The 22,120-nt window shown below is 64.0% G+C and carries 21 protein-coding genes; 2 read left to right on the forward strand and 19 right to left on the reverse strand.

Annotation, left to right across the window (positions count from 1 at the left end; genetic code table 11):
• The first annotated feature begins 141 nt into the window (after positions 1–141).
• Both ACRAWC_RS08755 and ACRAWC_RS08760 read left to right on the forward strand, forming a co-directional pair.
• Entirely contained in the window at positions 142–1,158 is a 1,017-nt protein-coding gene (locus ACRAWC_RS08755) for a LacI family DNA-binding transcriptional regulator (RefSeq protein WP_431347373.1), read from the forward strand.
• A gap of 188 nt (positions 1,159–1,346) precedes the next feature.
• Entirely contained in the window at positions 1,347–2,264 is a 918-nt protein-coding gene (locus ACRAWC_RS08760; RefSeq protein ID WP_431347374.1) for an IS1595 family transposase, read from the forward strand.
• Positions 2,265–2,718: 454 nt separating this feature from the next.
• Here the strand turns inward: ACRAWC_RS08760 and ACRAWC_RS08765 are convergent.
• From ACRAWC_RS08765 to ACRAWC_RS08855, 19 genes are all read right to left on the reverse strand, one after another.
• Positions 2,719–3,893 (reverse strand): IS3 family transposase gene (locus ACRAWC_RS08765; RefSeq protein ID WP_431349402.1). Its coding sequence is split into 2 segments (ribosomal slippage): positions 2,719–3,624 and positions 3,627–3,893, totalling 1,173 coding nucleotides; the frame shifts between segments, so codons are not numbered across the junction.
• 217 nt (positions 3,894–4,110) lie between these two features.
• Positions 4,111–5,040 (reverse strand): aldo/keto reductase, encoded by a 930-nt coding sequence (locus ACRAWC_RS08770; RefSeq protein ID WP_431347375.1) that lies wholly within the window; start codon positions 5,038–5,040, stop codon positions 4,111–4,113.
• Positions 5,041–5,176: 136 nt separating this feature from the next.
• The gene (locus ACRAWC_RS08775; protein ID WP_431347376.1) at positions 5,177–6,445 is read right to left on the reverse strand and encodes a Glu/Leu/Phe/Val family dehydrogenase; all 1,269 of its coding nucleotides are present in this window, start codon (positions 6,443–6,445) and stop codon (positions 5,177–5,179) included.
• Positions 6,442–6,711 carry a hypothetical protein gene (locus tag ACRAWC_RS08780; protein ID WP_431347377.1) on the reverse strand — a complete coding sequence of 90 codons (270 nt, stop codon included), beginning with the start codon at positions 6,709–6,711 and terminating at the stop codon, positions 6,442–6,444. The genes ACRAWC_RS08775 and ACRAWC_RS08780 overlap by 4 nt, the downstream gene beginning before the upstream one ends.
• 112 nt (positions 6,712–6,823) lie before the next feature.
• A complete protein-coding gene (locus tag ACRAWC_RS08785; protein ID WP_431347378.1) occupies positions 6,824–8,107 on the reverse strand; it encodes a DegT/DnrJ/EryC1/StrS family aminotransferase in 1,284 nt (427 codons plus the stop codon).
• A 250-nt stretch (positions 8,108–8,357) separates the two neighbouring features.
• Complete coding sequence (locus tag ACRAWC_RS08790; protein ID WP_431347379.1) at positions 8,358–8,663, reverse strand: hypothetical protein; 306 nt, start codon at positions 8,661–8,663, stop codon at positions 8,358–8,360.
• A complete protein-coding gene (locus ACRAWC_RS08795) occupies positions 8,657–9,628 on the reverse strand; it encodes a hypothetical protein (protein WP_431347380.1) in 972 nt (323 codons plus the stop codon). Before ACRAWC_RS08795 ends, ACRAWC_RS08790 begins: the two co-directional genes overlap by 7 nt.
• A gap of 112 nt (positions 9,629–9,740) precedes the next feature.
• Positions 9,741–10,574 (reverse strand): carbohydrate ABC transporter permease, encoded by an 834-nt coding sequence (locus ACRAWC_RS08800; RefSeq protein WP_431347381.1) that lies wholly within the window; start codon positions 10,572–10,574, stop codon positions 9,741–9,743.
• Positions 10,571–11,392, reverse strand: coding sequence for a carbohydrate ABC transporter permease (locus ACRAWC_RS08805; protein ID WP_431347382.1), 822 nt, complete (start codon positions 11,390–11,392; stop codon positions 10,571–10,573). Before ACRAWC_RS08805 ends, ACRAWC_RS08800 begins: the two co-directional genes overlap by 4 nt.
• 162 nt (positions 11,393–11,554) lie before the next feature.
• Positions 11,555–12,859, reverse strand: a complete 1,305-nt coding sequence (locus ACRAWC_RS08810) for an ABC transporter substrate-binding protein (protein ID WP_431347383.1) — start codon at positions 12,857–12,859, stop codon at positions 11,555–11,557.
• Between the two features lie 816 nt (positions 12,860–13,675).
• Complete coding sequence (locus ACRAWC_RS08815; RefSeq protein WP_431347378.1) at positions 13,676–14,959, reverse strand: DegT/DnrJ/EryC1/StrS family aminotransferase; 1,284 nt, start codon at positions 14,957–14,959, stop codon at positions 13,676–13,678.
• A gap of 286 nt (positions 14,960–15,245) precedes the next feature.
• Complete coding sequence (locus ACRAWC_RS08820; RefSeq protein WP_431347384.1) at positions 15,246–15,494, reverse strand: enolase C-terminal domain-like protein; 249 nt, start codon at positions 15,492–15,494, stop codon at positions 15,246–15,248.
• 171 nt (positions 15,495–15,665) lie between these two features.
• On the reverse strand, positions 15,666–16,229 hold the full coding sequence (locus tag ACRAWC_RS08825) for a hypothetical protein (RefSeq protein WP_431347385.1): 564 nt from the start codon (positions 16,227–16,229) through the stop codon (positions 15,666–15,668).
• 26 nt (positions 16,230–16,255) lie between these two features.
• The gene (locus ACRAWC_RS08830; RefSeq protein WP_431347386.1) at positions 16,256–16,477 is read right to left on the reverse strand and encodes an SDR family oxidoreductase; all 222 of its coding nucleotides are present in this window, start codon (positions 16,475–16,477) and stop codon (positions 16,256–16,258) included.
• Between the two features lie 44 nt (positions 16,478–16,521).
• Positions 16,522–16,932, reverse strand: a complete 411-nt coding sequence (locus ACRAWC_RS08835) for a SemiSWEET family sugar transporter (RefSeq protein WP_431347387.1) — start codon at positions 16,930–16,932, stop codon at positions 16,522–16,524.
• Complete coding sequence (locus ACRAWC_RS08840; RefSeq protein ID WP_431347388.1) at positions 16,929–18,308, reverse strand: hypothetical protein; 1,380 nt, start codon at positions 18,306–18,308, stop codon at positions 16,929–16,931. The genes ACRAWC_RS08835 and ACRAWC_RS08840 overlap by 4 nt, the downstream gene beginning before the upstream one ends.
• A gap of 3 nt (positions 18,309–18,311) precedes the next feature.
• A complete protein-coding gene (locus tag ACRAWC_RS08845) occupies positions 18,312–19,985 on the reverse strand; it encodes an ABC transporter substrate-binding protein (protein WP_431347389.1) in 1,674 nt (557 codons plus the stop codon).
• Complete coding sequence (locus tag ACRAWC_RS08850; RefSeq protein ID WP_431347390.1) at positions 19,982–21,106, reverse strand: ABC transporter ATP-binding protein; 1,125 nt, start codon at positions 21,104–21,106, stop codon at positions 19,982–19,984. The genes ACRAWC_RS08845 and ACRAWC_RS08850 overlap by 4 nt, the downstream gene beginning before the upstream one ends.
• Positions 21,103–22,062 (reverse strand): ABC transporter ATP-binding protein, encoded by a 960-nt coding sequence (locus ACRAWC_RS08855; protein WP_431347391.1) that lies wholly within the window; start codon positions 22,060–22,062, stop codon positions 21,103–21,105. Before ACRAWC_RS08855 ends, ACRAWC_RS08850 begins: the two co-directional genes overlap by 4 nt.
• Positions 22,063–22,120 lie beyond the last annotated feature (58 nt).

Here is a 22,120-nt window from a genome sequence, read left to right on the forward strand (position 1 = left end):
CGATGATCGAAACCATATAGGCAAACGTTTGGCGATGTCAACGACGGATTTCTACGAGAGTTGCGCCAAAATAGCAACCGGGGAGGAGATGCGATGAAGTCAGGTCCTGAAGCCGCGACTGGCCGTGCTCGGGTCGGTCGGGTGACGCTGCGGACGATCGCCGAAACGGCTGGTGTGCATGTCTCGACCGTCTCGCGGATCCTCAACAACCAGCTCGGCGGCTCGCAGCACACGGCATCCCCGGAGACTGTCGAGCGTGTCCTGGGCGTTGCCGCCGATCTCGGTTACACCCCGAACCCATCGGCCAAGAGCCTGCGGACGAACCGCAGCCGCCACATCGGGGTTCTCGTCCCGACGCTGACCGACATCGTCCTCGCACGGATCTACGAGGGGATCGAAGAGGCCGCCGAGCGTCACGGGTATTCGACTTACGTGACCAACTCCCTCGACGATCCCGGCCGACGCGAGCGTCAGACGGCGACTATGCTCGCGCGCCATCCGGATGCGATGATCTTCGGCGATGCGGACTTCCACAGCGACTTCCTGGAGCGCCAGGTTCGGAAGGGTGTTCCGTTCTGTCTGGTTTCCCGTCGCGCCGAAGGATTTCTCTCGGCGACCACCGACGACTACCGGGGCGGAGAGCTGGCGGCGGAGCACCTCCTCCAACTCGGTCTCGTCCACGCGGTCGTACTCGCAGGCAAGTCTTTCGCAAGCACGGCGATCGACCGCACCGCCGGGTTCGTCGACACTTTCCGCGCCGCGGGCCATCCGATTCCGAAGCACTTGATCCTAAACGGCACATTCGATACGGCCGGCGGCCGCGAGGCGATGCAATCGATCCTGTCGACCGGGGTGAGCCTCAACGCGGTCTTCGCCACCAACGATTTCGCCGCAATCGGCGCGATGGGTGCGTTGCGAGACGCGGGACTCGTCGCCGGCGCCGATGTCGCCGTCATCGGCTACAACGACGTTCCGCTGTCTGAAGCCATTCCCATGCCGTTGACCACGGTGCGCTCGGACCACAACCGAATGGGCCAAGAGGCCGTCGAGCTGACCGTGAAGCTGCTCAGCGGGGAGCACCCCTCGTCCGTGCTCTTGCGCCCAACATTGATCGCGCGCGAATCGACACTCGGAGTCACTGCCGCCAGAGTGGCCTGACTTTTGAGCGCGCCCGATTCGACGTCCACCCGGCACAGTTGCCCGTGCCGCCAGCCGACGGAGGACCACGGAAAGATCAACGATCTGTGTGCTCCGGCGACCGACTCCGACCTCATTCGAGATCAAACGGTTGTGCATAAAAAAGGGACCTATATACTTTAGTCCCTAATTTGCGGTAAAATCGGGGTATGAGCACGACGCTTAGTACCTACGAGTTCTTCGAGAAGTTCCCCACGGATGCTGCGGCCCGGCAGTACATGGAGCAGCGTCGTTGGGGTGGTAAGCCTGATGCGTGCCCGCTGTGCGGGGTGGTTGGCCGAGTGCAGACACGAACCCGGGTTGGGTTCTTCCGTTGCTTGGACTGCCGTTCGGACTTTACCGTCCGCACTGGCACCGTGTTTGAGCGTTCGCATGTCCCGCTGAACAAGTGGCTGTACGCCATGTACCTGCTGGTCACGGCCCGGAAGGGTGTGTCCTCGTTGCAGCTCTCGAAAGAGATCGGTGTGACGCAGAAGACGGCATGGTTCATGTTGCAGCGGTTGCGTGAGGCGGCGGGCCACAACGGCGACGGTCTGCTGGGCGGGATCGTGGAGGCCGACGAAGCGTATTTCGGTGGCCGCGAGTCGAACAAGCATGAGTCTCGGAAGCTTCGCGCGGGCCGTGGCACGGTGGGTAAGACTGCGGTGTTGGGTGTTCGGGAACGCGGCGGCGAGACTCGGGCGGTGGTTATCCCTACTGCGTCTACGCGGGTGATTCACGAGGCGTTGGCGGCACTGGTTGACCCGTCCGCCATGCTGATGACCGATGAGCACGCCGCGTATCGTGGCGCCCCTGTGGCCGCGCATATGTCGGTGAATCACACGGCTAAGGAGTTCGTTGATGGGATGGCTCACACGAACGACATTGAGTCGGTGTGGGCGGTCCTGAAGCGCGGCTATTACGGGGTGTATCACCAGTTCTCGGTGAAGCACTTACAACGGTATGTGGATGAGTTCACGTACCGACTGAACGAAGGGAACGTGCATATGTCCACGATGCAACGCATTGACGCGCTGCTTGGGAAGGCTGAGGGTTGCCGGATCACGTACGAAGGGTTGACCGCATGAGTAACGATTGGGAGCGGTTCGAAGCGTTCGTGGACCACACGCTCAAACCATCGGTGGCGCGTGTTCCCACCCAGGAGGTCGGCGAAGGCGTTCGTAACTGGTCGCCCTATTTCAGCGCTTTTGAGGCGGCTCAAGCCGCTGGAGTGCGGCTTGAATTTCATCCGCTAGCGCCCGAGCCATCTCCAGTGTCAGGAGAGAGCTAGATTCTTCACCGCCACCGCTGATAAGTGCGGGGGTGGGGTCGACCCCGGCACCTAGTGCCGCGAGACTTAGGCGTACTAGCGGTGCTTGGGAGACCCCATTGGGTCCGATCATGTTGGTTACGCCGCCGACCGCGTGCGCACTCAAACACCAACTGTCGTTATTCAAGCCGTTTGCCATGTGCTGATTGTGCGCGCATGTGTCGCGCCGAAGCAAGGGATGGGACTGCTGAGCGTTTAGGTGACAGTTTCGGTTAGGCCGCGAGGGCCAGGTTCTGGTTCATGATGGTCTCGAACTCGATCGGGGTCAAACGGCCGAGGCGGGCTTGCCTGCGGCGTCGGTGGTAGGTGCGTTCGATCCAGGTGATGATCGCGATGCGCAGTTCTTGCCGGGTGCGCCACGAGCGCCGGTTCAGGACGTTCTTCTGAAGCAGGGCGAAGAAGGATTCCATCGCTGCGTTGTCACCGGCAGCGCCGACGCGGCCCATCGATCCGATCAGGCCGTGGCGGTGAAGAGCGCTGGCGAAACGCCGGCTGCGAAATTGGCTTCCTCGATCGCTGTGAACCACGCAGCCGACGACCTCGCCGCGGCGGGCGACGGCGTTCTCGATGGCTTGGACGGCCAGGCTCGAGCGCATCCGGTCGCTGATCGAGTAGCCGACGAGCCGGTTGGAGCAGACGTCCTTGACCGCGCAGAGATAGAGCTTGCCCTCGGCGGTGTGGTGCTCGGTGATGTCGGTCAACCACAGTTCGTTCACCGCGGGAGCGGAGAAAGAGCGTTGGACACGGTCATCGAACACGGGCGGGCCGGCCTTGCCGTTCTTACCGCGCTTGCGCCCGAACACCGAGAACACCCCGTTCTCCGAGCAGAGTCTCCACGCGGTCCGGTCCGACACCGTGAAGCCGGCGTCGCGGACCTCGTCGGCGAGGAACCGGTGCCCGAACTCCGGGTCCTCCCCATGCGCGTCCCGCAAAGCGTTGACCAGGTGAGCCTGATCCCACGCCCGCTCAGAAACAGGCTCTGCCACCCAGCGGTAAAACGGTTGGCGCGCGATCTTCAACACCCGGCACGTCACCGCGACGGCGATGCCGCCTACGGCCAGCTCGCGGACGAGCGGGTAGATCATTTTGGGGAGCCCCCGAGTTTGAGGTTCGCCTGCGACAAATACGCCGCCGCCTTCCGCAACACCTCGTTCTCCTGCTCCAGCAAACGGATCCGCTTCTTCGCCTCCCGCAGCTCGTCGGCCTCGGCCTTCGTGACCCCGGGCCGGGCGCCCGCCTCCACATCGGCTTGACGCATCCAGTTCTGCAAACAGGTCTCGCTGATCCCGAAGTCCGCCGCGATCTTCCGCAACGGCACCCCCGGACCACGATCACGAGCAACCGCGACAACGTCCTCACGGAACTCGCGGGGATAAGGCTTCGGCATGATGACATCCTCCCAGCGATGCCAACGGCACCACAGATCAGGTGTCACCTATCCGTTCAGCAGTCCCGACGTAGATTGGGGTAGATCTTGAGCTCGCCGTGGAGGCGCTGATTGTTCTACCCAGCACACGTGCTCCGGGTCGTCTGTTCGACCTGTCATTGCGGTCGCAGGCCCGGGGGTGCGTGCCGTGGTTGACGCCGCTGGTGTAGCGCTTGGATCAGGGCACGCGTGCTTCGCTAAGCAGCGTCGGCAGGGCCTCCCAGACGTGTCCGGGGATCTCAAGATTGAGAGCCTCCCAGCAGCCCTCGACTTCGGCGGCGGTGGCGGCTCCGACGAGGGTGCAGTCGAACTCCGACCGGCGCAAGCTGAATTGCAGGGCAAGGGCCAGAACAGATACCCCGCGTTCTGAGCACCAGGCGTGCACCTTTTCGGCCGCGTGAACTTCATCAGCGGGCGGGGACCATAGCGAAGTACCGATGCTTTCTGGATCGCGACCGGAAAGGAGTCCCATCGCGAGGGGCGCACCGTTGACCATCCCGATCGCTCGGGGCTGGGCCAGCATGAATATGTCATCTACATTCTGACGCAACAGCGTGTAGTCATTCACTGTCATGCAGACATCAAGTTGCCCACTTTCGATTGCCCGCCGATGAAGTTCATGATCCTGCACTCCGATGCCAATCGCGCGGATGACCCCCTCGTCCTTTAGCGCGACCAATGCCTCCATGGCGCCGCCTTGTGCCAGCGCCGCCGCCAACTGCTCTGGCTCCGGGCCGTGGATGTGACAGAGGTCAAGATAGTCAACACCGAGAACCTCCAGGCTGTTCGATACGGTCCACCGGGCCGCCTCGGCGGAGTAGTCGCCTGGAATCTGTGGATGCGAACCAATCTTGCTGGAGAGAAAGTAGCTCTCGCGAGGAACTCCGCGTAGGGCGAGCCCTGTGCGTCGCTCGCCATCGCGGTATCCGGGGGCCGTGTCCACATAGTTGATACCCAACTCGAGCGCCCTCTCCACCGCCGCGACCGCGTCAGTGTCTCCGACGGAACCGAACACCCCGCCAAGCCCGGCACCGCCGAGACCGATCGCTGTAACTGCCATGAGGGTATTGCCGAGTTGACGGATTTCGAGGGGGTTTGCAGTTCTCACAGCGCTCCTTATGGGTGTGGGCTCGCCCGGCGAAGGCTCAGCCTGATTTCGGCACGTCGGATTTGAAGGATCATTTGCTGCCGACGGTCACTCCGACGGGAATTATCGGACGCATCCATCGTCGTGTTGACTCGGCTCACGGATAGAGACCGCGAGCACGGTGCGCGTTAGCAACTCGCTCGACAGCGATCGCTGTCGCCGCTCGCCGCAGGTCCAGGCGCTGGGACTCGGAGTATCTCCGCACCAGATGCCAGGCCTGAACCATACGTTCCTGAAGGCGACGCTGGACTAGATTTTCGCCCCAGGGGTACCCCTGGAACGCTTGTGCCCATTCGAAGTAGGAGACAAGCACACCTCCGGCGTTGGCGAGGATATCCGGGACGACGAGCACCCCGCGGGCTGCCAGGACCGCGTCCGCGGCAGGGCTGGTGGGCCCATTGGCGCCCTCTACGATGATTTTGGCCATCACGCCCGGCGCATTCGTATCGGTGAGAACACCCTCGACAGCTGCAGGAACCAGCACATCTACCGGGAGCAGGAGCAGGTCGGCGCCGCTGATAGGCGATGACCCAGGTGCGCCGACGACCGATTTCGAGACGGCAACGTGCGCCTCGAGCCTGTCGACGTCGATTCCGCGTTCGTTGTAGACCGCCCCGTACTGGTCCGAGACGGCAACAACCTTCACTCCGGTCTCGGCCAGATAGCGGACGGCGCCGGATCCGACCTTGCCATAGCCCTGCACGGCCGCGCTGGCTTGAGCGGACGGTATACCGAGGGCGTTTAGCGCCTCCAATGCGATATGCACGAGTCCTCGCGACGTTGCTCCGGGCCGCCCGAGCGATCCTCCGAGGCTAAGCGGCTTTCCAGTCACCACTCCCGGGATCGTGTGTCCCATATTGACCGAGTAGGTGTCCATGATCCATGCCATCGTTTGTTCGTCTGTCCCGATATCGGGAGCGGGGATGTCCCGTTCTGGACCGATTAGGGGACTGATCTCACTGGTGTAGCGGCGGGTGAGGCGTTCCAGTTCGCGTGTGCTGTAGCGCCTCGGGTCGATGGCGATACCACCCTTGCTTCCTCCGTAAGGAACGTCCAGCAGCGCGCACTTCCAAGTCATCCACATGGCAAGCGCTCGCACCTCATCGAGGCTCACCGAAGGGTGGTATCTGAGGCCACCCTTGGCCGGTCCGCGCGAGAGGTTATGCTGAACGCGATACCCGGTGAACACCTCAAGCGAGTCGTTGTCCCGCCGCAGCGGAACGCTGACGATGAGCTCCCGACGCGCGTTGCCGAGCATGCTTGTGGTTCCGTCATCGAATCCGAGATGGTCAGCTGCTTCCCGCAGTTGCTGGCGTGCTGCGTCGAGCGGCGTTGTCTCGAGTTCAGGGATGGTGTCGATCGTCACGGGAGGTCCCCTCGTGCCGGCTCAGCGTCCTCGATGTCGTCGAGGATCCGTCGGGCAAGGCCTGCCGACCTGTGCAAGCGACTGGCAAGGGCATTTTCGGACAATGCCGACCCCACCGTGGGCGCGAACTCTTCGAGCGCGTCCGTCTCGCACGTTGCTGCGTAGTCCTCCAAGGCAGCCAGGAGAAGCGCGCACGCTTCGATATCCGCTATCCGCAGGGTCACGGGAAAACGAGCCGGATTGTTGAGCACGAGTTTCTTCTCCAATCCCAAACGGGAGGGGGCAAACGCGGAAGCAGTCGCCAACGACAGCGTTGGCGTGCGCGTGACGCCACAAGTCATGGGTCGCTCTCGCCGTCGCGCTGTTTTTTTGTTGTTACTACTGGAGGGCGGTGAGGACTTTGGTGATGCCGGTGGCGATCTGCTGGATCTGGGTGGGGGTTAGGTCGGGGCTGATGTCGATGTGGATGGCCCGTTCCAGCAGCTCGTTGGTGCGGGGGCAACTGGCGGGGTCGAGCTTGCGGGTCTGGGGGTTGGCGTCCCAGGGGGTGCGGTTGGACCAACTCCGCCCGGCGACCAGGGGGTCCCAGTGGTAAGCGATGTGGTAGTCAGTGATCTCCGGGTTGAACAGGCGGGACGCGGGGACGCCTTCGGCTTGCAGGGCGTCGACGACCTCCGTGGTGCGGGCGGCGTCGGGCAGGTAACCGATTAGCGCGATGTCAGCATCACCCTCCGGGTCCCACTGATGGCGCCAGGTGATTCCAGCGGCGGCCGCAGCAGGGGCGATCTGCTCCAGCACAGCAGCGTGGTTGCGGCGGGCGTCGGCGAGGATGCCATCCAGCTTGGCCAATTGCGCGCCGGCGACAGCGCCCTGCAGCTCGGACATGCGCCCGGTGGTGCCGACGAAGGTCTTGCTCTCCTTCAGCGACGCGCGCAGACTGCCGGCGACATCGTGGAACATCAGCGCCCGCTCATAGAGAGAACGGTCGTTGGTGGTGACCAGGCCCCCTTCACCGGAGGTGAGGATCTTGTTGAACTGAAGACTGAAGATGCCAATGTCGCCGATCGTGCCCAGCCGGCGGCCGTGATAGCTGGCACCACAGGCCTGAGCTGTGTCTTCCAGGATGCGCAAATCGTGACGGCGCGCCACCTCCAGCAGCGCGTCCATGTTCGAGGCGCCTCCGCGCATGTGAACGGTGAGGATAACCTTGGTCCGATCGGTGATCCGCGCCTCGACATCCGCAGCATCCAGGGTCAGACTCTCATCGACCTCCGCCAGCACCGGCACCCCGCCAACGAACAACACCGCCGCGGCGCTGGCGATCCACGTGTAAGCGGGCACGATCACCTCATCGCCGGGCCCCACGCCCAGCGCAGCCAGCGACGACGCCAACGCCATGCTGCCCGAAGACACCGCCAGCACGTGGGCGACACCGAACCGAGACGCGACCGCTTCCTCCAGCTCCTCGACCTTCGACGCGCCATCCCCCGGCCCGTAGTACCGGAACAGCCGCTTGCTGCGCAGCACCTCCAGCACAGCAACCTCTTCCTCGGCACCGATCCGCATCCCACCCGGATACATCGCCGGAAGCGACACCGTCACCGCCGGCTCCCCACCATTCACAGCCAACGCACCCGCGGGCACCGTGTCGAAAACCGTCATTGGTTCATTCCTCTACTAGTCAATCCAGAACTACAAAACCGATACAGAACCGGTTCTGTGAACCGGTTCTGTAAACGTAAACGATCCACACCCCCAACGTCAACGGGCGGTGGCTGTTTGCCCTCTTCCCGGGAACCGAAATGTCACAACCGGGACGTATGAACGCGACCGTCTGGCTCATAGCGCAGCAGGCGGCCGATCAAACGAGCGGGTTCCGCTCCACGATGGGGATGAGCCACGATTGCGCGATCTAGCGTTGCGCCGCGACCTCGCGCTCGTGAACGGTGCGGAGCAGGTTGAGGGACTCAGCCACCAGCATCTCGCCAGCCTCAGGTGCGACCTGGCACGCGTGAGTCACCTCGTACCCGCCTTGGGCGTAGGCCTCTCGAGTGGGGATGTAATTGATGGAGCCGTTCGTGTAGCCGCTGTAGATGGTGAACGGGAACGGCGAGCCCTCCAGAATCTGGTCGCCGAGTTCGGTGAAGACCTCGCCTGGCGCCGTGATCAAGCCGATCGTGGAGGACAAGGCAAGCGCGGACACGGGCGCTTTCACCACCCGGACCGGCTCCTCGCCGCGTAGAACTGCCAGCCCGTGCTGGATGCGATCGCGGCGAGTGCGGGCCCAGTACACCTCCCCTCGTCCGCGCTGTCCATGACCAGTTCGATCTCGCTTAGCTCCTCCTCCGCGGAGGCTTCAGAGGCGGGCAGGAGCTCGGGAAGGTCAAGGACGACCTCCGTAATGTGCAGGTCCGTCGTGACCGCCTCATCCGGGACAGCATCGAAGTAGGCCGCCATCGCTTCTGCAGCGAGGAGATGGCCAAGACGCTTCGGGTTGTTCCATGTCCAGCTCATGAACCGCGGGTTGATATCGCCCGCGGCGCCCTGCACGAATAGCACCTCGGCACCGGTCGCTTCACCGAGTACCTCACGAAGAACGCCGGGGAAGTCGGCGGAGTACTCAGTGCACTCGTGCGCCAGCGACACACCGTGGCAGGCGTGGTTCACCACGGCGGCGATTGGTTGCCCATCGGCACCGTCCACCCGCAGGACTGCGACTCGCGGATTGAGCGGACCGTCAGGGTTGTTGCCGAGAATGATCCCGTCCGGTGTCAGTTCACGTCGATTGATCCCGAGGGTGGCCGCCCCCACGCCAGTGGACAGGACAGCGGGTTTGACGCGCGTGCTGGCTTGCAGCACTAAGCCCGCCAGGACGTTCGCGAGGTTCTCCAGGTACGGCGTCGTCTGAGGAGAGCTCGACGACACGATCGTCTCGCCGCGGTCATCGACGACCGGGCCGTAATGGTTATGGGAGCTGGAGATAATGATGTCAGTCTCGCCGATCCCGGTCGCTGCGCTGATGGCGCTCCGAATCCGCTCGACTTGGCTCCTCGCGAGAAATAGAAGGTCACAGCAAATGATCGCGATGCCGCCGCCCGCGCCCTCGTGACGTAGGACCACAGCGTTGGCGATCAGATCGTCGTGGGTGCCAGTGGAATCGGCGCGTCCGGCGAATCCGGACATCGGGCCGCCGACCGGTGGCGTTATGACTGCCCGGGCAGCGCCGGCGACGAAAGCAGGTTCAGGGCAGGTATTCACGGTGAGGCTCCGTTTCTCGATTCGTGACTTGGCGAAATCATCCTTTGACCGCACCGCCGGACACGACGATGGAATCCAGCAGCTTCTTGCGGCCGATCAGGTAGAGGACCACCACGGGAATGATGGCAATCACCGACACCGCGAGAGTCGACACGTAATCCGTCGTGTACTGCGACTTGAGCCGGCTCAGACCTAGAGGGATCGTGAAGAGGGAGTCACTCTGGATGACAATGAGAGGCCACAAGAGGTTGTTCCAGCTCCCGACGAAGGTCAGGATGCCCATCGAGATCATCACCGGCCACGCCAGCGGCAGCACGATGCGCCAAAGAATTCGCCACTCGCCGGCCCCGTCTACACGGGCGCTCTCGATCAGTTCGTCGGGTATCCCCTGGAGGTACTGACGCATGAAGAAAACGACCTGCCCGGTGAGAATCCCCGGGATGATCACGCCCGCGTAGGAGTTGGTGATGTTCATCCAGCGAGCGAGGATGAACACGCCGACCATGATGGCAGGAAACGGGATCAGCAAGGTCGCGACGATTGACCAGAAAAGAAAGTCTCGGCCAAAGAAGCGCCGCTTGGCGAGCGCGTAGCCGGACATCAGGCCGAGAACGACCGAGCCCACCGCTATCGCCACCCCGATGATCAAGCTGTTGATTACGAGAACGCCAAAGTCGACGGTCTTGAGCCCACCGGTGTAGTTCTCCGGGTGCGGCGGATGGGGGATCCAGTTGAAGGGTAAGGAGAAGATCGTGCTGTTGTCGTGGAGCGACGCAGAGACTGCCCAGACAAGCGGCGTCAGGAGGATGACGGCCCCGGCAGTTGCGAGAAGATATCGGAGGGCGACCCAGCCCTTGAGACGTGCCTTCATCGTGTCCTCCTGTTCCGGCCCGTGATTAGGAGGACCTGTAGAAGCGTGAGCAGCAGGGCAATGACAAGGAGAACCGTTGAGATAGCTTCTCCGTATCCAGCGCTCGAGTATTGGAATGTCTGGTTGTAGATGTAGAGCGGCAACGTGGTGGTCGCGTAATTCGGACCACCTGAGTTGAGGATGAATGGTGTTCCGAAGTCAGTCATCACGGCGGCGGTCGCGCTGATCGATGCGAACAGAATGGTCGGCGTAAGAGCTGGGATCTCGACATAGCGGAACTGCTTCCAGGCGCTTGCCCCGTCTATCTTGGCCGCGTCGAGCAACTCTTCCGGCACCTGTTGGTAGCCGGCCATAAAGATCACTGTGTAATAGCCGGTCATAGCCCAGATTGTCGTCGCGCTGAGCGCGACCATCGCCACACTCTCGTCCTGGAGCCACGCGATTCGTGTCCCGAGAATTGAGTTGATCAAGCCGTACTGGTTGAACAACAGCGAGAACACCAGCGCAGAGACGACGCCGGGGACGACGAACGGAAGGAAGTAGATCGTCATGAACAGAGCCCTGCCGTGCTTGATCCGCACGACCACACGCGCGAGAAGGATTCCCGCAGCCAGGGTCGGGATGACCACCTCGAGTGCGTATTGAAATGTCCTCCCAAGTGATCCCCAGAAGACAGGGTCGGAGGCGAGCTTGCTGTAGTTGTCCCCACCGATCAGGTTGGGCGGCGCAATCAAAGACGAGTCGGTGAAGGAAAGATAGAAGCCGTACAGAGCCGGAAGGTAAACCCAAAATGCGAAGAAGGCGATCGTCGGCAGCACGAGCGCCAACGTGAAGGAGCCGCTCCGGAACCGGGAGCCGGCACGAACGCCGCCTGCTCGCGCGGCCGGGCGTCGGATCAAAGGTATAGCGGACATTCGAGGTCCTCACAGCGTCGGGAGGTGCGGGGCGCTCGGTCCTCGAAACCGAGCGCCCCACGTTTCTCATTTGTTTAGGAGCGGTTTGACCTGCGAGTCGGCCGACTGAAGCGTCGACGCCACGTCGGCATTCTTGAGAATTACGGAGGTGAACGCGTTCCCTACGATGTCGTAGATCTGCGACGCGTTCAGCAGCTTGGCCGCGTAGCTCGCCTTCTCGAGCGACGGCTTCCATGTCGAGGTCCAGTACGGCACCTTGGTCGCATCTGGCGAATCGGCCACCGCGTTCGTACCGTTGAAGATGCCGATCTGATTGAAGTAATCCAGACCTGCGTTCTGCAGGGTACGAATGAACTTCCAGGCTGCCTGAGGGTTCTTTGACCCCTTCGGTACCACCCATGCGTAACCATAAGCGGTGCTTGCAGTCTTCCCGTTGTCCGCCGCCGGGTACTCTGCCGCCACGCTCACAGGAGGAGCGACCGTCGGATACTGCTTCTGCAGCGAGCCCAAGTACCACGAGCCCGCCGTGAACAGCATCCCGCCCAGTCCCGCGCCGTACGTCGTGCGGTCGGCGCCGACGTCGGAGCCGTTGATCGACGGAACGGATGCCTGGCACTTGGACACCAGGTCCTGCACAGTCTGGAATGCCTTCTTGGATGCCTCGGAAGTGAGGAAAGACTTCTTGCCGTCCGCGCTAAACAGCGCGCCTCCGTTCTCGTGAGCGATGGCATCGACGAAGTAGACCTGGGACACCGCAAGGTTGGTCGGCAAGACGACGGCCTCCTGGGTGACCTTGCCGGACGCGTCCTTCTTCAACAGCTTGGGACCAGCCGCACAGACATCGCTCCAGGTTTTCGGAACGGCAACCCCGGCGCTCTGATAAGCCGCCGTGTTGACCCAGGCACCGTAGTTCGAGACCTCCGACGGGACGCCGTAATAGGTTCCGTGCTGCGAATACCCATCCAAGACGCCCTTGAGATACTTGCCTTTCAGGCTCGAAATGCCTGAGTAGCCGAGCGAGCTGTAGTCGATCGGTGCCAAGACGTTCTTAGAAAACAGCTGTGGCATCTGGTCGTTCGAAACCAGATATACGTCGGGTGGCGAGCCCGCACTTGCAAGAGTCTGGAACTTCTGCGACTCGGCCCCGCTGTCGACGGGGATGATATTCACCTTGACATTCGGGTTAGCCTTCTCGAAGTCTGCAACGAGCTTGTTCTCTAGGTCCTTACCCGGGCCGGCAGTGGCCGCCAGGTGAGAAAGATATGTGATCGTGCTCGGGCCGCCGCTGCTTCCTTGAGAGCAGCCGGCGAGGCCTGCCGTCGCAATGAGCGCGACGACGCCTCCCGCCACGGTCTTGGTGCTGAATTTCATAAACGCTCCATTCGCGTTGGAACACGGGGTGACGTACTTCAGCTCACCCACGCTGGTGATGTTGGACGGCGCAATTCGAGTAACAGAACCGGTTTCGTGAACCGGTTCTGTAACATTAGGGGGCGAAGGACTGCCCGTCAAGAGCAGACATGTTCTCTGCGGAAAACAGGCGGCGGTGGGGACCCGAGACTAACTCGCCCGGGATCTCCGCCGCTCCCACGCGCACGCCCCACCTGACGAGCTCATGCGGCTCACCGTCGGCGATGAGGGACGTGTCGTACCCGAGGTCGAGCTCTCCGTAATCGAGAGTGTGCGAGGCGAGAAATCCCATCAGGGCGTTCTTATGCACATGCCCGGCTTCCAAGCTGATCCTCGAAGACTCGCGCACTGGGCGTGACGCGTTCAGCTCCACCTCTGCCGGGAAGAGCGCATTGCACTAGTTGATCCATCTGTGGACTCCCGAGTCGCGCCATGGGCCACGTAGGAAGCGAGCTCGTTGCACCGCAGTAACGCGCGCACTGCGGGAGAAGCAGGTGGCTCGTGCCTCGTCGAGGCTCCAGGATGCGGGGCGCCCCGCGGACGGAACTCGCCCTACTCCATCGGGGCGGGGCGGCGGCCCCCTCTCCTGACCCGGCGCCTCGTGATCGGAATCGAAGGAGAGGAGGACCACCGCTTTGGCGCCCTCCGGCCACTTCGAGGTACCGCCGCCTCCCACAAGAGGCTGCCCCGCACGAACCCGCTCGACGTGGGCTCGCCATTCGTCCTCTGACCACTGCCACGGTTCCATCGCTTGCATGCTCAGGTCCTTCTGTCTTACTACTGGAGGGCGGTGAGGACTTTGGTGATGCCGGTGGCGATCTGCTGGATCTGGGTGGGGGTTAGGTCGGGGCTGATGTCGATGTGGATGGCCCGTTCCAGCAGCTCGTTGGTGCGGGGGCAACTGGCGGGGTCGAGCTTGCGGGTCTGGGGGTTGGCGTCCCAGGGGGTGCGGTTGGACCAACTCCGCCCGGCGACCAGGGGGTCCCAGTGGTAAGCGATGTGGTAGTCAGTGATCTCCGGGTTGAACAGGCGGGACGCGGGGACGCCTTCGGCTTGCAGGGCGTCGACGACCTCCGTGGTGCGGGCGGCGTCGGGCAGGTAACCGATTAGCGCGATGTCAGCATCACCCTCCGGGTCCCACTGATGGCGCCAGGTGATTCCAGCGGCGGCCGCAGCAGGGGCGATCTGCTCCAGCACAGCAGCGTGGTTGCGGCGGGCGTCGGCGAGGATGCCATCCAGCTTGGCCAATTGCGCGCCGGCGACAGCGCCCTGCAGCTCGGACATGCGCCCGGTGGTGCCGACGAAGGTCTTGCTCTCCTTCAGCGACGCGCGCAGACTGCCGGCGACATCGTGGAACATCAGCGCCCGCTCATAGAGAGAACGGTCGTTGGTGGTGACCAGGCCCCCTTCACCGGAGGTGAGGATCTTGTTGAACTGAAGACTGAAGATGCCAATGTCGCCGATCGTGCCCAGCCGGCGGCCGTGATAGCTGGCACCACAGGCCTGAGCTGTGTCTTCCAGGATGCGCAAATCGTGACGGCGCGCCACCTCCAGCAGCGCGTCCATGTTCGAGGCGCCTCCGCGCATGTGAACGGTGAGGATAACCTTGGTCCGATCGGTGATCCGCGCCTCGACATCCGCAGCATCCAGGGTCAGACTCTCATCGACCTCCGCCAGCACCGGCACCCCGCCAACGAACAACACCGCCGCGGCGCTGGCGATCCACGTGTAAGCGGGCACGATCACCTCATCGCCGGGCCCCACGCCCAGCGCAGCCAGCGACGACGCCAACGCCATGCTGCCCGAAGACACCGCCAGCACGTGGGCGACACCGAACCGAGACGCGACCGCTTCCTCCAGCTCCTCGACCTTCGACGCGCCATCCCCCGGCCCGTAGTACCGGAACAGCCGCTTGCTGCGCAGCACCTCCAGCACAGCAACCTCTTCCTCGGCACCGATCCGCATCCCACCCGGATACATCGCCGGAAGCGACACCGTCACCGCCGGCTCCCCACCATTCACAGCCAACGCACCCGCGGGCACCGTGTCGAAAACCGTCATTGGTTCATTCCTCTACTAGTCAATCCAGAACTACAAAACCGATACAGAACCGGTTCTGTGAACCGGTTCTGTAAACGTAAACGCTCACGGCCCCCGCGTCAACAATCCGACAGGCGCGCAGGTCAGCCGACGGTCGGATCCGCCAAGGTCGGGTTGGTTCTCCAACGCTCCAATGCGTCCGGATCCAGCTGGATCCCCAGGCCCGGACCGCTCGGGATCGGCAGTCGTCCGTCCTCGTCGAGCTGCCATGGCTCAGCTACGAGCTTGTCGAAGCGGCGCCGGTCTTCTATTCGACGAGATCGGTGTCGGCCAGCGCGCTGGCGAGTTGGAGGTCTGCAGCGAGTCCCACAGCGGTGTTCCATCCATGCGCTGCCAACGTCACCCCATGATCGCCGGCCATGAAGCCGATGCGCCGTGTTTCGCTCAAGCCACCGCACTTCGTCTGGTCGGGTTGCACGATATCGGACGCGCCCGCCGCCAGGAAGGGCAGGAACGACTGTCGTCGCGTCAGCACCTCTCCTCCGCTGATCGCCACGGAGGAGCTGTGCCGCACGTGACGAAATCGGCGAGCGCATCGGGCGGTAGCGGCTCTTCGAACCACGCCACGTCATAGCTATCGAGCATCCGCGCTGTGCACCAGACCCACGCGAGCCGCCCGGGAAACGAGGCGTCCGAGCCTCCCGCGTCCACCGCGAGAAGGCAGTCATCACCGATCGCCGATTGCCGACCGCGCGCAGGCGACGATTCCTTCGTCCGTCCTCTGGTCGATGCGCCCGAAATGACCCCACCCGATCTTGAATGCTCGGAAACCTAGCTGAGCAAGACAGCGCAGACCATCCGTCAGCGTTTCGCAGTCCTCGAAGAGCACAGAGGCGTACGGGAGGACGGACTGCCGGTGCCGGCCACCGAGCAGGCGTCCGACCGGCTGGTCCAGGGCCTGACCCATCAGATCCCACAGAGCGATATCGATCCCGCTGATCATGTGTGTCACCGCGCCCCCGCGCCCCCGCCAGAAGCTGCTCTGATGCAGCTTCTCGGTTATGCGCTCGGGCGCGAGTGCACACTCTCCGACGAGGAGGGGTTTGAACAGATCGAGGGCGGCTCGAACCAGCGCTTCAATGCTGGAAACGCTACCGACGCCGACGTGCCCATCATCGGCGTGAACGGCGATGAGCGTGTGGACGACGTCATCCGGCTCGAGCTCATTCGACCGTCCGCCTGGCAGGGTGGCTCCGCGCAATCCGCAGGTGCGAACATCCGTGATCCTCATAGTCCTGCTCCTCGGGTCCGATGCCTTCAGCGAGCGGTCCAGCCCCCGTCCACGGCGAGAGTCTGACCAGTGATGAGCGAGGCAGCAGGTGATGCCAGGAAGGTGACCGCTGCCGCGACCTCCTCCGCACCTGAAGGACATCCTGGCCGAGGGCGAGCATACGACCTGTGCCCTGGGCGGCGGCGTCGCGGACATCCCCGCTGCGTCGAGGTGGTGAGGTCGCTCGGCTTCGCCGGACCGATCAGCATAGAGCACGAGCCGGAGACCTTCGACCCGTTCGACGACGTCGTGGTTAGTCGCGAGCGGCTGACGGGCTGGCTGCAGGGCGCGACGGGGGGTCGACTCGAGGGTCCGAGACGCGAGGCGCGCCGAGAGGCCGATACGGACACGTTCCGTATCGGCCTCTTTCTGCTTTCGGTGTCAGTGACCGGCTATTCCTGCTCGCGCGTCCGACGAACGCCACCTTGAGGATGGCCAGGGCGGCCAGCGCAGCGAGCGTCACGGTGTTAGCTACGAAGACGACGGGGTCCGCGATGGCGATCCCGTAGGTGACCCAGAGAGTGACGCCTGAGCCCAGGACGACGACATAGCTCCAGGAGATATCCCCTGTGGACCTGGTCCGCCAGCACCGGAGCAGCTGCGGCAGCCACGCGCCGGTCGTCAGGATGGCGGCCGCGGAGCCCAGCACTGTCAGCAGGCTCATGGTGTACTGCTGGCGAGCGCGTACAGGAGCTGGACGCTGTTCTCGACGATCTCCTCGCCTGCTCCGCGGGCGACGAGCGTCGCGTGCGTCACCTCGTAGCCCCCTTCCTCATAGGAAGCCCGGTCCGGGACGTAGCCGATGAGCCCGTTCGCGTAGCCGACGAAGACAGTGGTGGCAAAAGAAGAGCGCCGGATGATGTCCTGGCCGAGGACAGTGAAGAGCTCGCACGGAGCCGTCGAGATGGCGAGCTGCGGACCGATTCTTACGGCGTACTGTCGCGCTTCGACCGGACGGGCGGTGTCCTCGCCGTCGATGACGCGCAGTGCATCTCGCGCGCGGGACAGGCGGAGCTGGGTCCAGCTCACGTCAGCCGGATCCGCACTGCGGTCTGCCCCCAGGGAGGTGAGCCGGTCGGCGAGCAGGCTCACCGCGCGCACGGCATCCGTTCTCGATTCCGGAAGCAGCGGTGGGTACGCGAACGTCTGGGCGCACACCTGAATGGAGATATCGTGGGGCGCCGTCCGTGAAGTCGTGTTCCACAGTCGCAATACCTCGGCGGCCAGAGGCATCGCCGTATCCAGGGGCGTCGTCGTCGACTCGCCCATCGTTCTCGGGTTGATGTCTCCTGCCGCGCCCTGGAGGAACAACATCGGCACGCCGGTGACCTGTTCGACGGTCGAGCGCAAAGGGGCGATGAAATCCGCACTGACGTCCCGGCACTCCGAGCCCAAGCAGACCGGGTGGCACGCAAAGCTGACGGCTGACGCGATCGCGTCCCCGTTGACGCCCTCGACCACCACCAGCACGACTCGGGCATCCCGCGGGCCCGCCGGGTTGTGCCCGAGGATGACGTCGCCGTTCGGCGTCGTCTCGCGGCGATTCACGCCGACATCCGACTCGCCAGCGACCACGCGCAATCGGGCGGGTCGCGCACGAGAACAGGCCAGCTGGATCGCACCGACGAGATCGTAGACCAGAAGCCGGGTGTAGGCGATCGACACGGGATGCTCGAGCTCCCCTTCGTTGTCCATCGAAGGGCCCGCTGGAGCGTAGTGCGTGTGGGTGGCCGAGACGATGACATGCAAGTCGGCTATTCCGGTCGCTGCGCGCGCCCGGCATTGCACCTCGTCGGTCCACTCGGCGTCGATTCCCTCGAGATCGCAGGAGACAAGCGCCAGGGCCGTCCCCTCCGGGCCACCGGATTGCAGGAACAGGACGGTCGCGGCCAGAGGATCGAGGACTCCCGTTGCCGGCCCGCGCCCGGCGAAGCCGATCAGCGGGGCGCCGATGGGAGGCGTGATATCGACGCGAGCGGCTCCTGCGCGCCCCTGCGCGGTACTGGCCAGCGAAGGCGACGCAGGAGCCGTCTCACCCATCCGTCAGCTGCCCTTCCGGGGCGAGAGGTGCAGCACGACGTACTCGCCGTTCGGGCCGGCAGGGCTGTCGTCCGCGTAGGGGTTCTGCGGCGTCGGCCAGCCGGTGAACGTCTTGTCGGTGTAGGTGCCCCAGTCGGCGCCTCCGACGAGCGGGATGACGGGCATCTGCTCGACCATGATCCCCTCCAGTCCGGACAGGGCGTCTTGCTGCTCCTTCTCGCTTCCCGAGTCGGCGTACGCCGTGAGGAACTTCTGCGTCGCAGGGTCCTTCCACCGTTCGAAGTTGGAGGCCGCGTTGGAACCGATCGGTGCGGTCTGATCGGAATTGAGCAGGTAGTTGTAGGCGTAATACGGCGACGGGCCGATCGCCGACCAATCGACGCTCAGATCGAAGTTGCCCGACGCGAGATCGGCGTTCCAGCTGTTCGTGGACACACCCTTCACCGTCACCGCAATGCCGATCTTCTGCAGCTGTTTGGCGATGATCTGGCAGTCGGAGATGTAGTCCTCGAATCCCGACGGGTCTTCGATGCTCAGCTGCACGGCTTTCCCATCCGGACCGATGAGTTGACCGGACCCGTTCCAGTTGAATCCCGCCCCCGACAGCAGCGCCTTGGACTTCGCCAGATCGAACGTCAGGGTGTCGTTCTTGTACTTCGGGTCGAGGTAGCTCAGCTGGGTGCTCACCAGGCCGGTCGCCGACGTGATGGGCGCCTCGTAGCCGAACTCGCCCGAGGTGTCGATCGCCTTTCGGTCGAGGGCGTAGCTGATCGCTTTGCGGACCGCCACGTTGTCGAGCGGCGCTTTGGTGAGGTTGGCGATGAGGCTGATCGGCTGGACTTCGGGGTACCAGTAGTGGTTGTACTTGCTCTTGTCGACGTAGAGTCGCTTGAAGTCCGGCTCGCCACCGGTCGTCCACTGGATCTGGCCGCTCAGCAGCTCGGAGGTCGAGGTGGAGGTGGAGCTGATGATCGGGAATTTGAGCTCGCTGACCGGAACGGGGCTCCGGAAGAGCGGGTTCTTCTTGAGGTCGACCTCCTGGGGCGTGTACCTGTCGAGGACATACGGGCCCGTGCCGACGGGGTTCGGGTCGTCGAAGGTCGTCGGGTCGGAGATCTTGCCCCAGATGTGCTCGGGGACGATCGGCAGCTGACCGCCGACGAAGTAGAGCTGCGTGAAGGCGGGAGCGTCAAAGGTGACGACCGCCGTGTACTTGTCCGGCGTCGAGACACTGGTGAACGCAATGCCGTTGAGGTTCAGAGCGGAGAACTTCTTGATCAGGTTGAGGGTGAAGGCGACGTCGGCGCTGGTGAACGCCTGGCCGTCCGACCACTTGACGTCCTTACGCAGGGCGAGCGTGAGAGTCTTGCCGCCATCCGTCCACTTCCACGAGCTCGCCAGCCACGGATAGGTCTGTCCCGGCTTCACCACGTTGTACTGGATCAGCGGCTCGTAGATCATCGCCCAGTTCTGGTTCACCGCCTGCACAGGGCTGCTCGCCAGCAGAGGGTTGAAGTTGCGGGGCTGCGGGCCGGCATTGTTCACCTGCACCACCAGGGCTTTGGCGGAACCGCCGCCGCCGTTTGAGCCGCCGCAGCCGGCCAACGCGAAGGCGCTGCCGAGTGCGACCGCCGCGAGCAGCGCCCGCTTGATCGTCCTCCGTCTGGGGGTGTTCATGCCTGATCCTCTCTTTGGGTCGCCGTCGACGTCGACGGTCGGGTTTCGTGGTGGGGGTCCGGCGTCGCGGAGGCGACCGCCGATTCTTCGTGCAGCCAGCAACGCGACGTTCGACCCGTCGCTATCGGGAACATTGGCGGTGTCTCGGTGCGACACCGCTCCATCACGAAGGGGCATCGGGATGCGAAGCGGCAGCCCGGTCCCGGGTCGATCACCTTCGGCGGCTCTCCACCCCCGCGCACCTCCGCGCGTGCACCGTCAGCGCCGACCTGGGGAGCGCTGGAGATGAGGAGCTGCGTATAGGGGTGGGCCGGAGACTGAGTGATCTCCTCGCACGGTCCCTCCTCGACGACGTGGCCGGCGTACATGACCACGCCGCGCTTCGCGAAATACCGGGCCGACGCGATGTCGTGAGTGATATACAACAACGCAACTGAGCGTTCCACGACGATCTGCCGCAGCAGATTGAGCACCCCCAGCCGCATCGAGACGTCGAGCATGGAGACGGGCTCGTCCGCCAGCAGCACGGTCGGCTGGACTGCGAGGGCGCGGGCGATGGCCACGCGCTGACGCTGACCGCCCGAGAGTTCGTGGGGGAACTTCGCGGCCACCTGCTTCGTGGGCGTCAGCTGCACTTCGCGAAGCAGATCCTGCACCATCTGCTGCGCCTCGGCTCCGGATGAGGCGCGACCGTGGATGCGCAGGGGCCGGGCGACATGGTCTTCGACGCTCTTCATCGGGTTGAGTGACGAGAACGGGTCCTGGAAGACCATCTGCACGTCACGGACGTACCGCAGGAACCGGGAGCGGCCCCGGGTGTCCACCTCTTTCCCCCGCAGCCTCACGACTCCCTCGCTCTGCTGCTCCAGGCGCGCGAGAACGCGGGCGAGCGTCGACTTCCCCGACCCGGACTCTCCGATCAGGGCCGTGATCTCGCCGGACCTCAGCGTGAGCGACACGTCGCTGAGAGCATGCAGCCGCGCGCGCTTGCGCCCGCCGCGGCGACCCTTGCCGCCGACAGGGAAGGTCTTGGAGAGCCGGACGGCCTCCAGCACGATGCCGTCGTCCGCCGCCGGGGACGCGTCCGGTGCGAAGCGGGTGGTCGCCTCAGCGCCATTCATCGGGTACCTGCCAATCCGCGCTGAGCGCTGGCGTTGAGCACGTCCTCCGCGCGGAAGCACGCCGCCCGATGGTCGCTCTGCCCGGACGGAGCTCCGTGCACTGCCTCGAGCTGCGGGTCCTGCGACACGCAGTGCTCGATCGCCCACGCACACCGATCCGCGAACGCACATCCCGAGGTGCTGCGCCGGAGATCCGGCGGCGTCCCGGGAATGCCTTCGAGGACCTGCCTCGGTCCTGACAGCATCGGGAACGAGCGCAACAGTCCGGTCGTGTAGGGGTGGGCCGCGAAGTCGAGCAGCTCACGGGTCGTGCCGAGCTCGACGATGCGTCCGGCATACATGACCGCGACGCGATCCGCGATCTCGAGCAGCAGGGAAAGATCGTGGGTGATGAAGACGATACTGAAGTTCTTCTGCTTCTGGAGACTCATGATCTCGCGCAGGATGGCTCGCTGCGTCACGACGTCGAGTGCCGTCGTCGGTTCGTCCATGATGATGACTTCGGGGTCGAGGGCGAGAGCCATCGCGATCATCGCACGCTGCCGCATCCCTCCGGAGAGTTCGTGCGGATACGCCTTCGCGCGGGCGGCGGCGATGCCGACCAGTCCGAGCAGTTCGGCCACGCGCTCGCGCCGCCGACGCTTGTCCATCCCTTTACGGTGGGCCTTCAGGACGTCATCGAGCTGTGCGCCGATCGTCAGCACAGGATTCAGGGCGTTCAACGCGGATTGGAATACCATGGAGATCCGCTCCCACCGGTACGGCTGAAGCTCCTTGGGTGTGAGCAGGACCAGGTCGTCGCGTCCGCCGTCGACGCTTTCATAGATGACGGAGCCCCCGGTTATCTCCGCAGGCGCCCGCAGCAGACGGGCTATGGCGAACGCGAGAGTCGACTTTCCGGAGCCCGACTCGCCCGCGATGCCGATGATCTCGCCCCGGGGGATCTCGAGATCCACCTCCCGGACCGCCCGCACGCTGTTCTCGCCGATGCCGTATTGGACCGAGAGGTCCCGC

The organism is Leifsonia sp. L25, from assembly GCF_050632895.1.

Coding starts and splice junctions, on each gene's coding strand:
- ACRAWC_RS08760 (WP_431347374.1), top strand. CDS start 1,347: ATGAGCACGACGCTTAGTACCTACGAGTTCTTCGAGAAGTTCCCCACG.
- ACRAWC_RS08785 (WP_431347378.1), bottom strand. CDS start 8,107: ATGACGGTTTTCGACACGGTGCCCGCGGGTGCGTTGGCTGTGAATGGT.
- ACRAWC_RS08795 (WP_431347380.1), bottom strand. CDS start 9,628: ATGTCCGGATTCGCCGGACGCGCCGATTCCACTGGCACCCACGACGAT.
- ACRAWC_RS08800 (WP_431347381.1), bottom strand. CDS start 10,574: ATGAAGGCACGTCTCAAGGGCTGGGTCGCCCTCCGATATCTTCTCGCA.
- ACRAWC_RS08810 (WP_431347383.1), bottom strand. CDS start 12,859: ATGAAATTCAGCACCAAGACCGTGGCGGGAGGCGTCGTCGCGCTCATT.
- ACRAWC_RS08815 (WP_431347378.1), bottom strand. CDS start 14,959: ATGACGGTTTTCGACACGGTGCCCGCGGGTGCGTTGGCTGTGAATGGT.
- ACRAWC_RS08825 (WP_431347385.1), bottom strand. CDS start 16,229: ATGAGGATCACGGATGTTCGCACCTGCGGATTGCGCGGAGCCACCCTG.
- ACRAWC_RS08830 (WP_431347386.1), bottom strand. CDS start 16,477: ATGCTGATCGGTCCGGCGAAGCCGAGCGACCTCACCACCTCGACGCAG.
- ACRAWC_RS08835 (WP_431347387.1), bottom strand. CDS start 16,932: ATGAGCCTGCTGACAGTGCTGGGCTCCGCGGCCGCCATCCTGACGACC.
- ACRAWC_RS08840 (WP_431347388.1), bottom strand. CDS start 18,308: ATGGGTGAGACGGCTCCTGCGTCGCCTTCGCTGGCCAGTACCGCGCAG.
- ACRAWC_RS08845 (WP_431347389.1), bottom strand. CDS start 19,985: ATGAACACCCCCAGACGGAGGACGATCAAGCGGGCGCTGCTCGCGGCG.
- ACRAWC_RS08850 (WP_431347390.1), bottom strand. CDS start 21,106: ATGAATGGCGCTGAGGCGACCACCCGCTTCGCACCGGACGCGTCCCCG.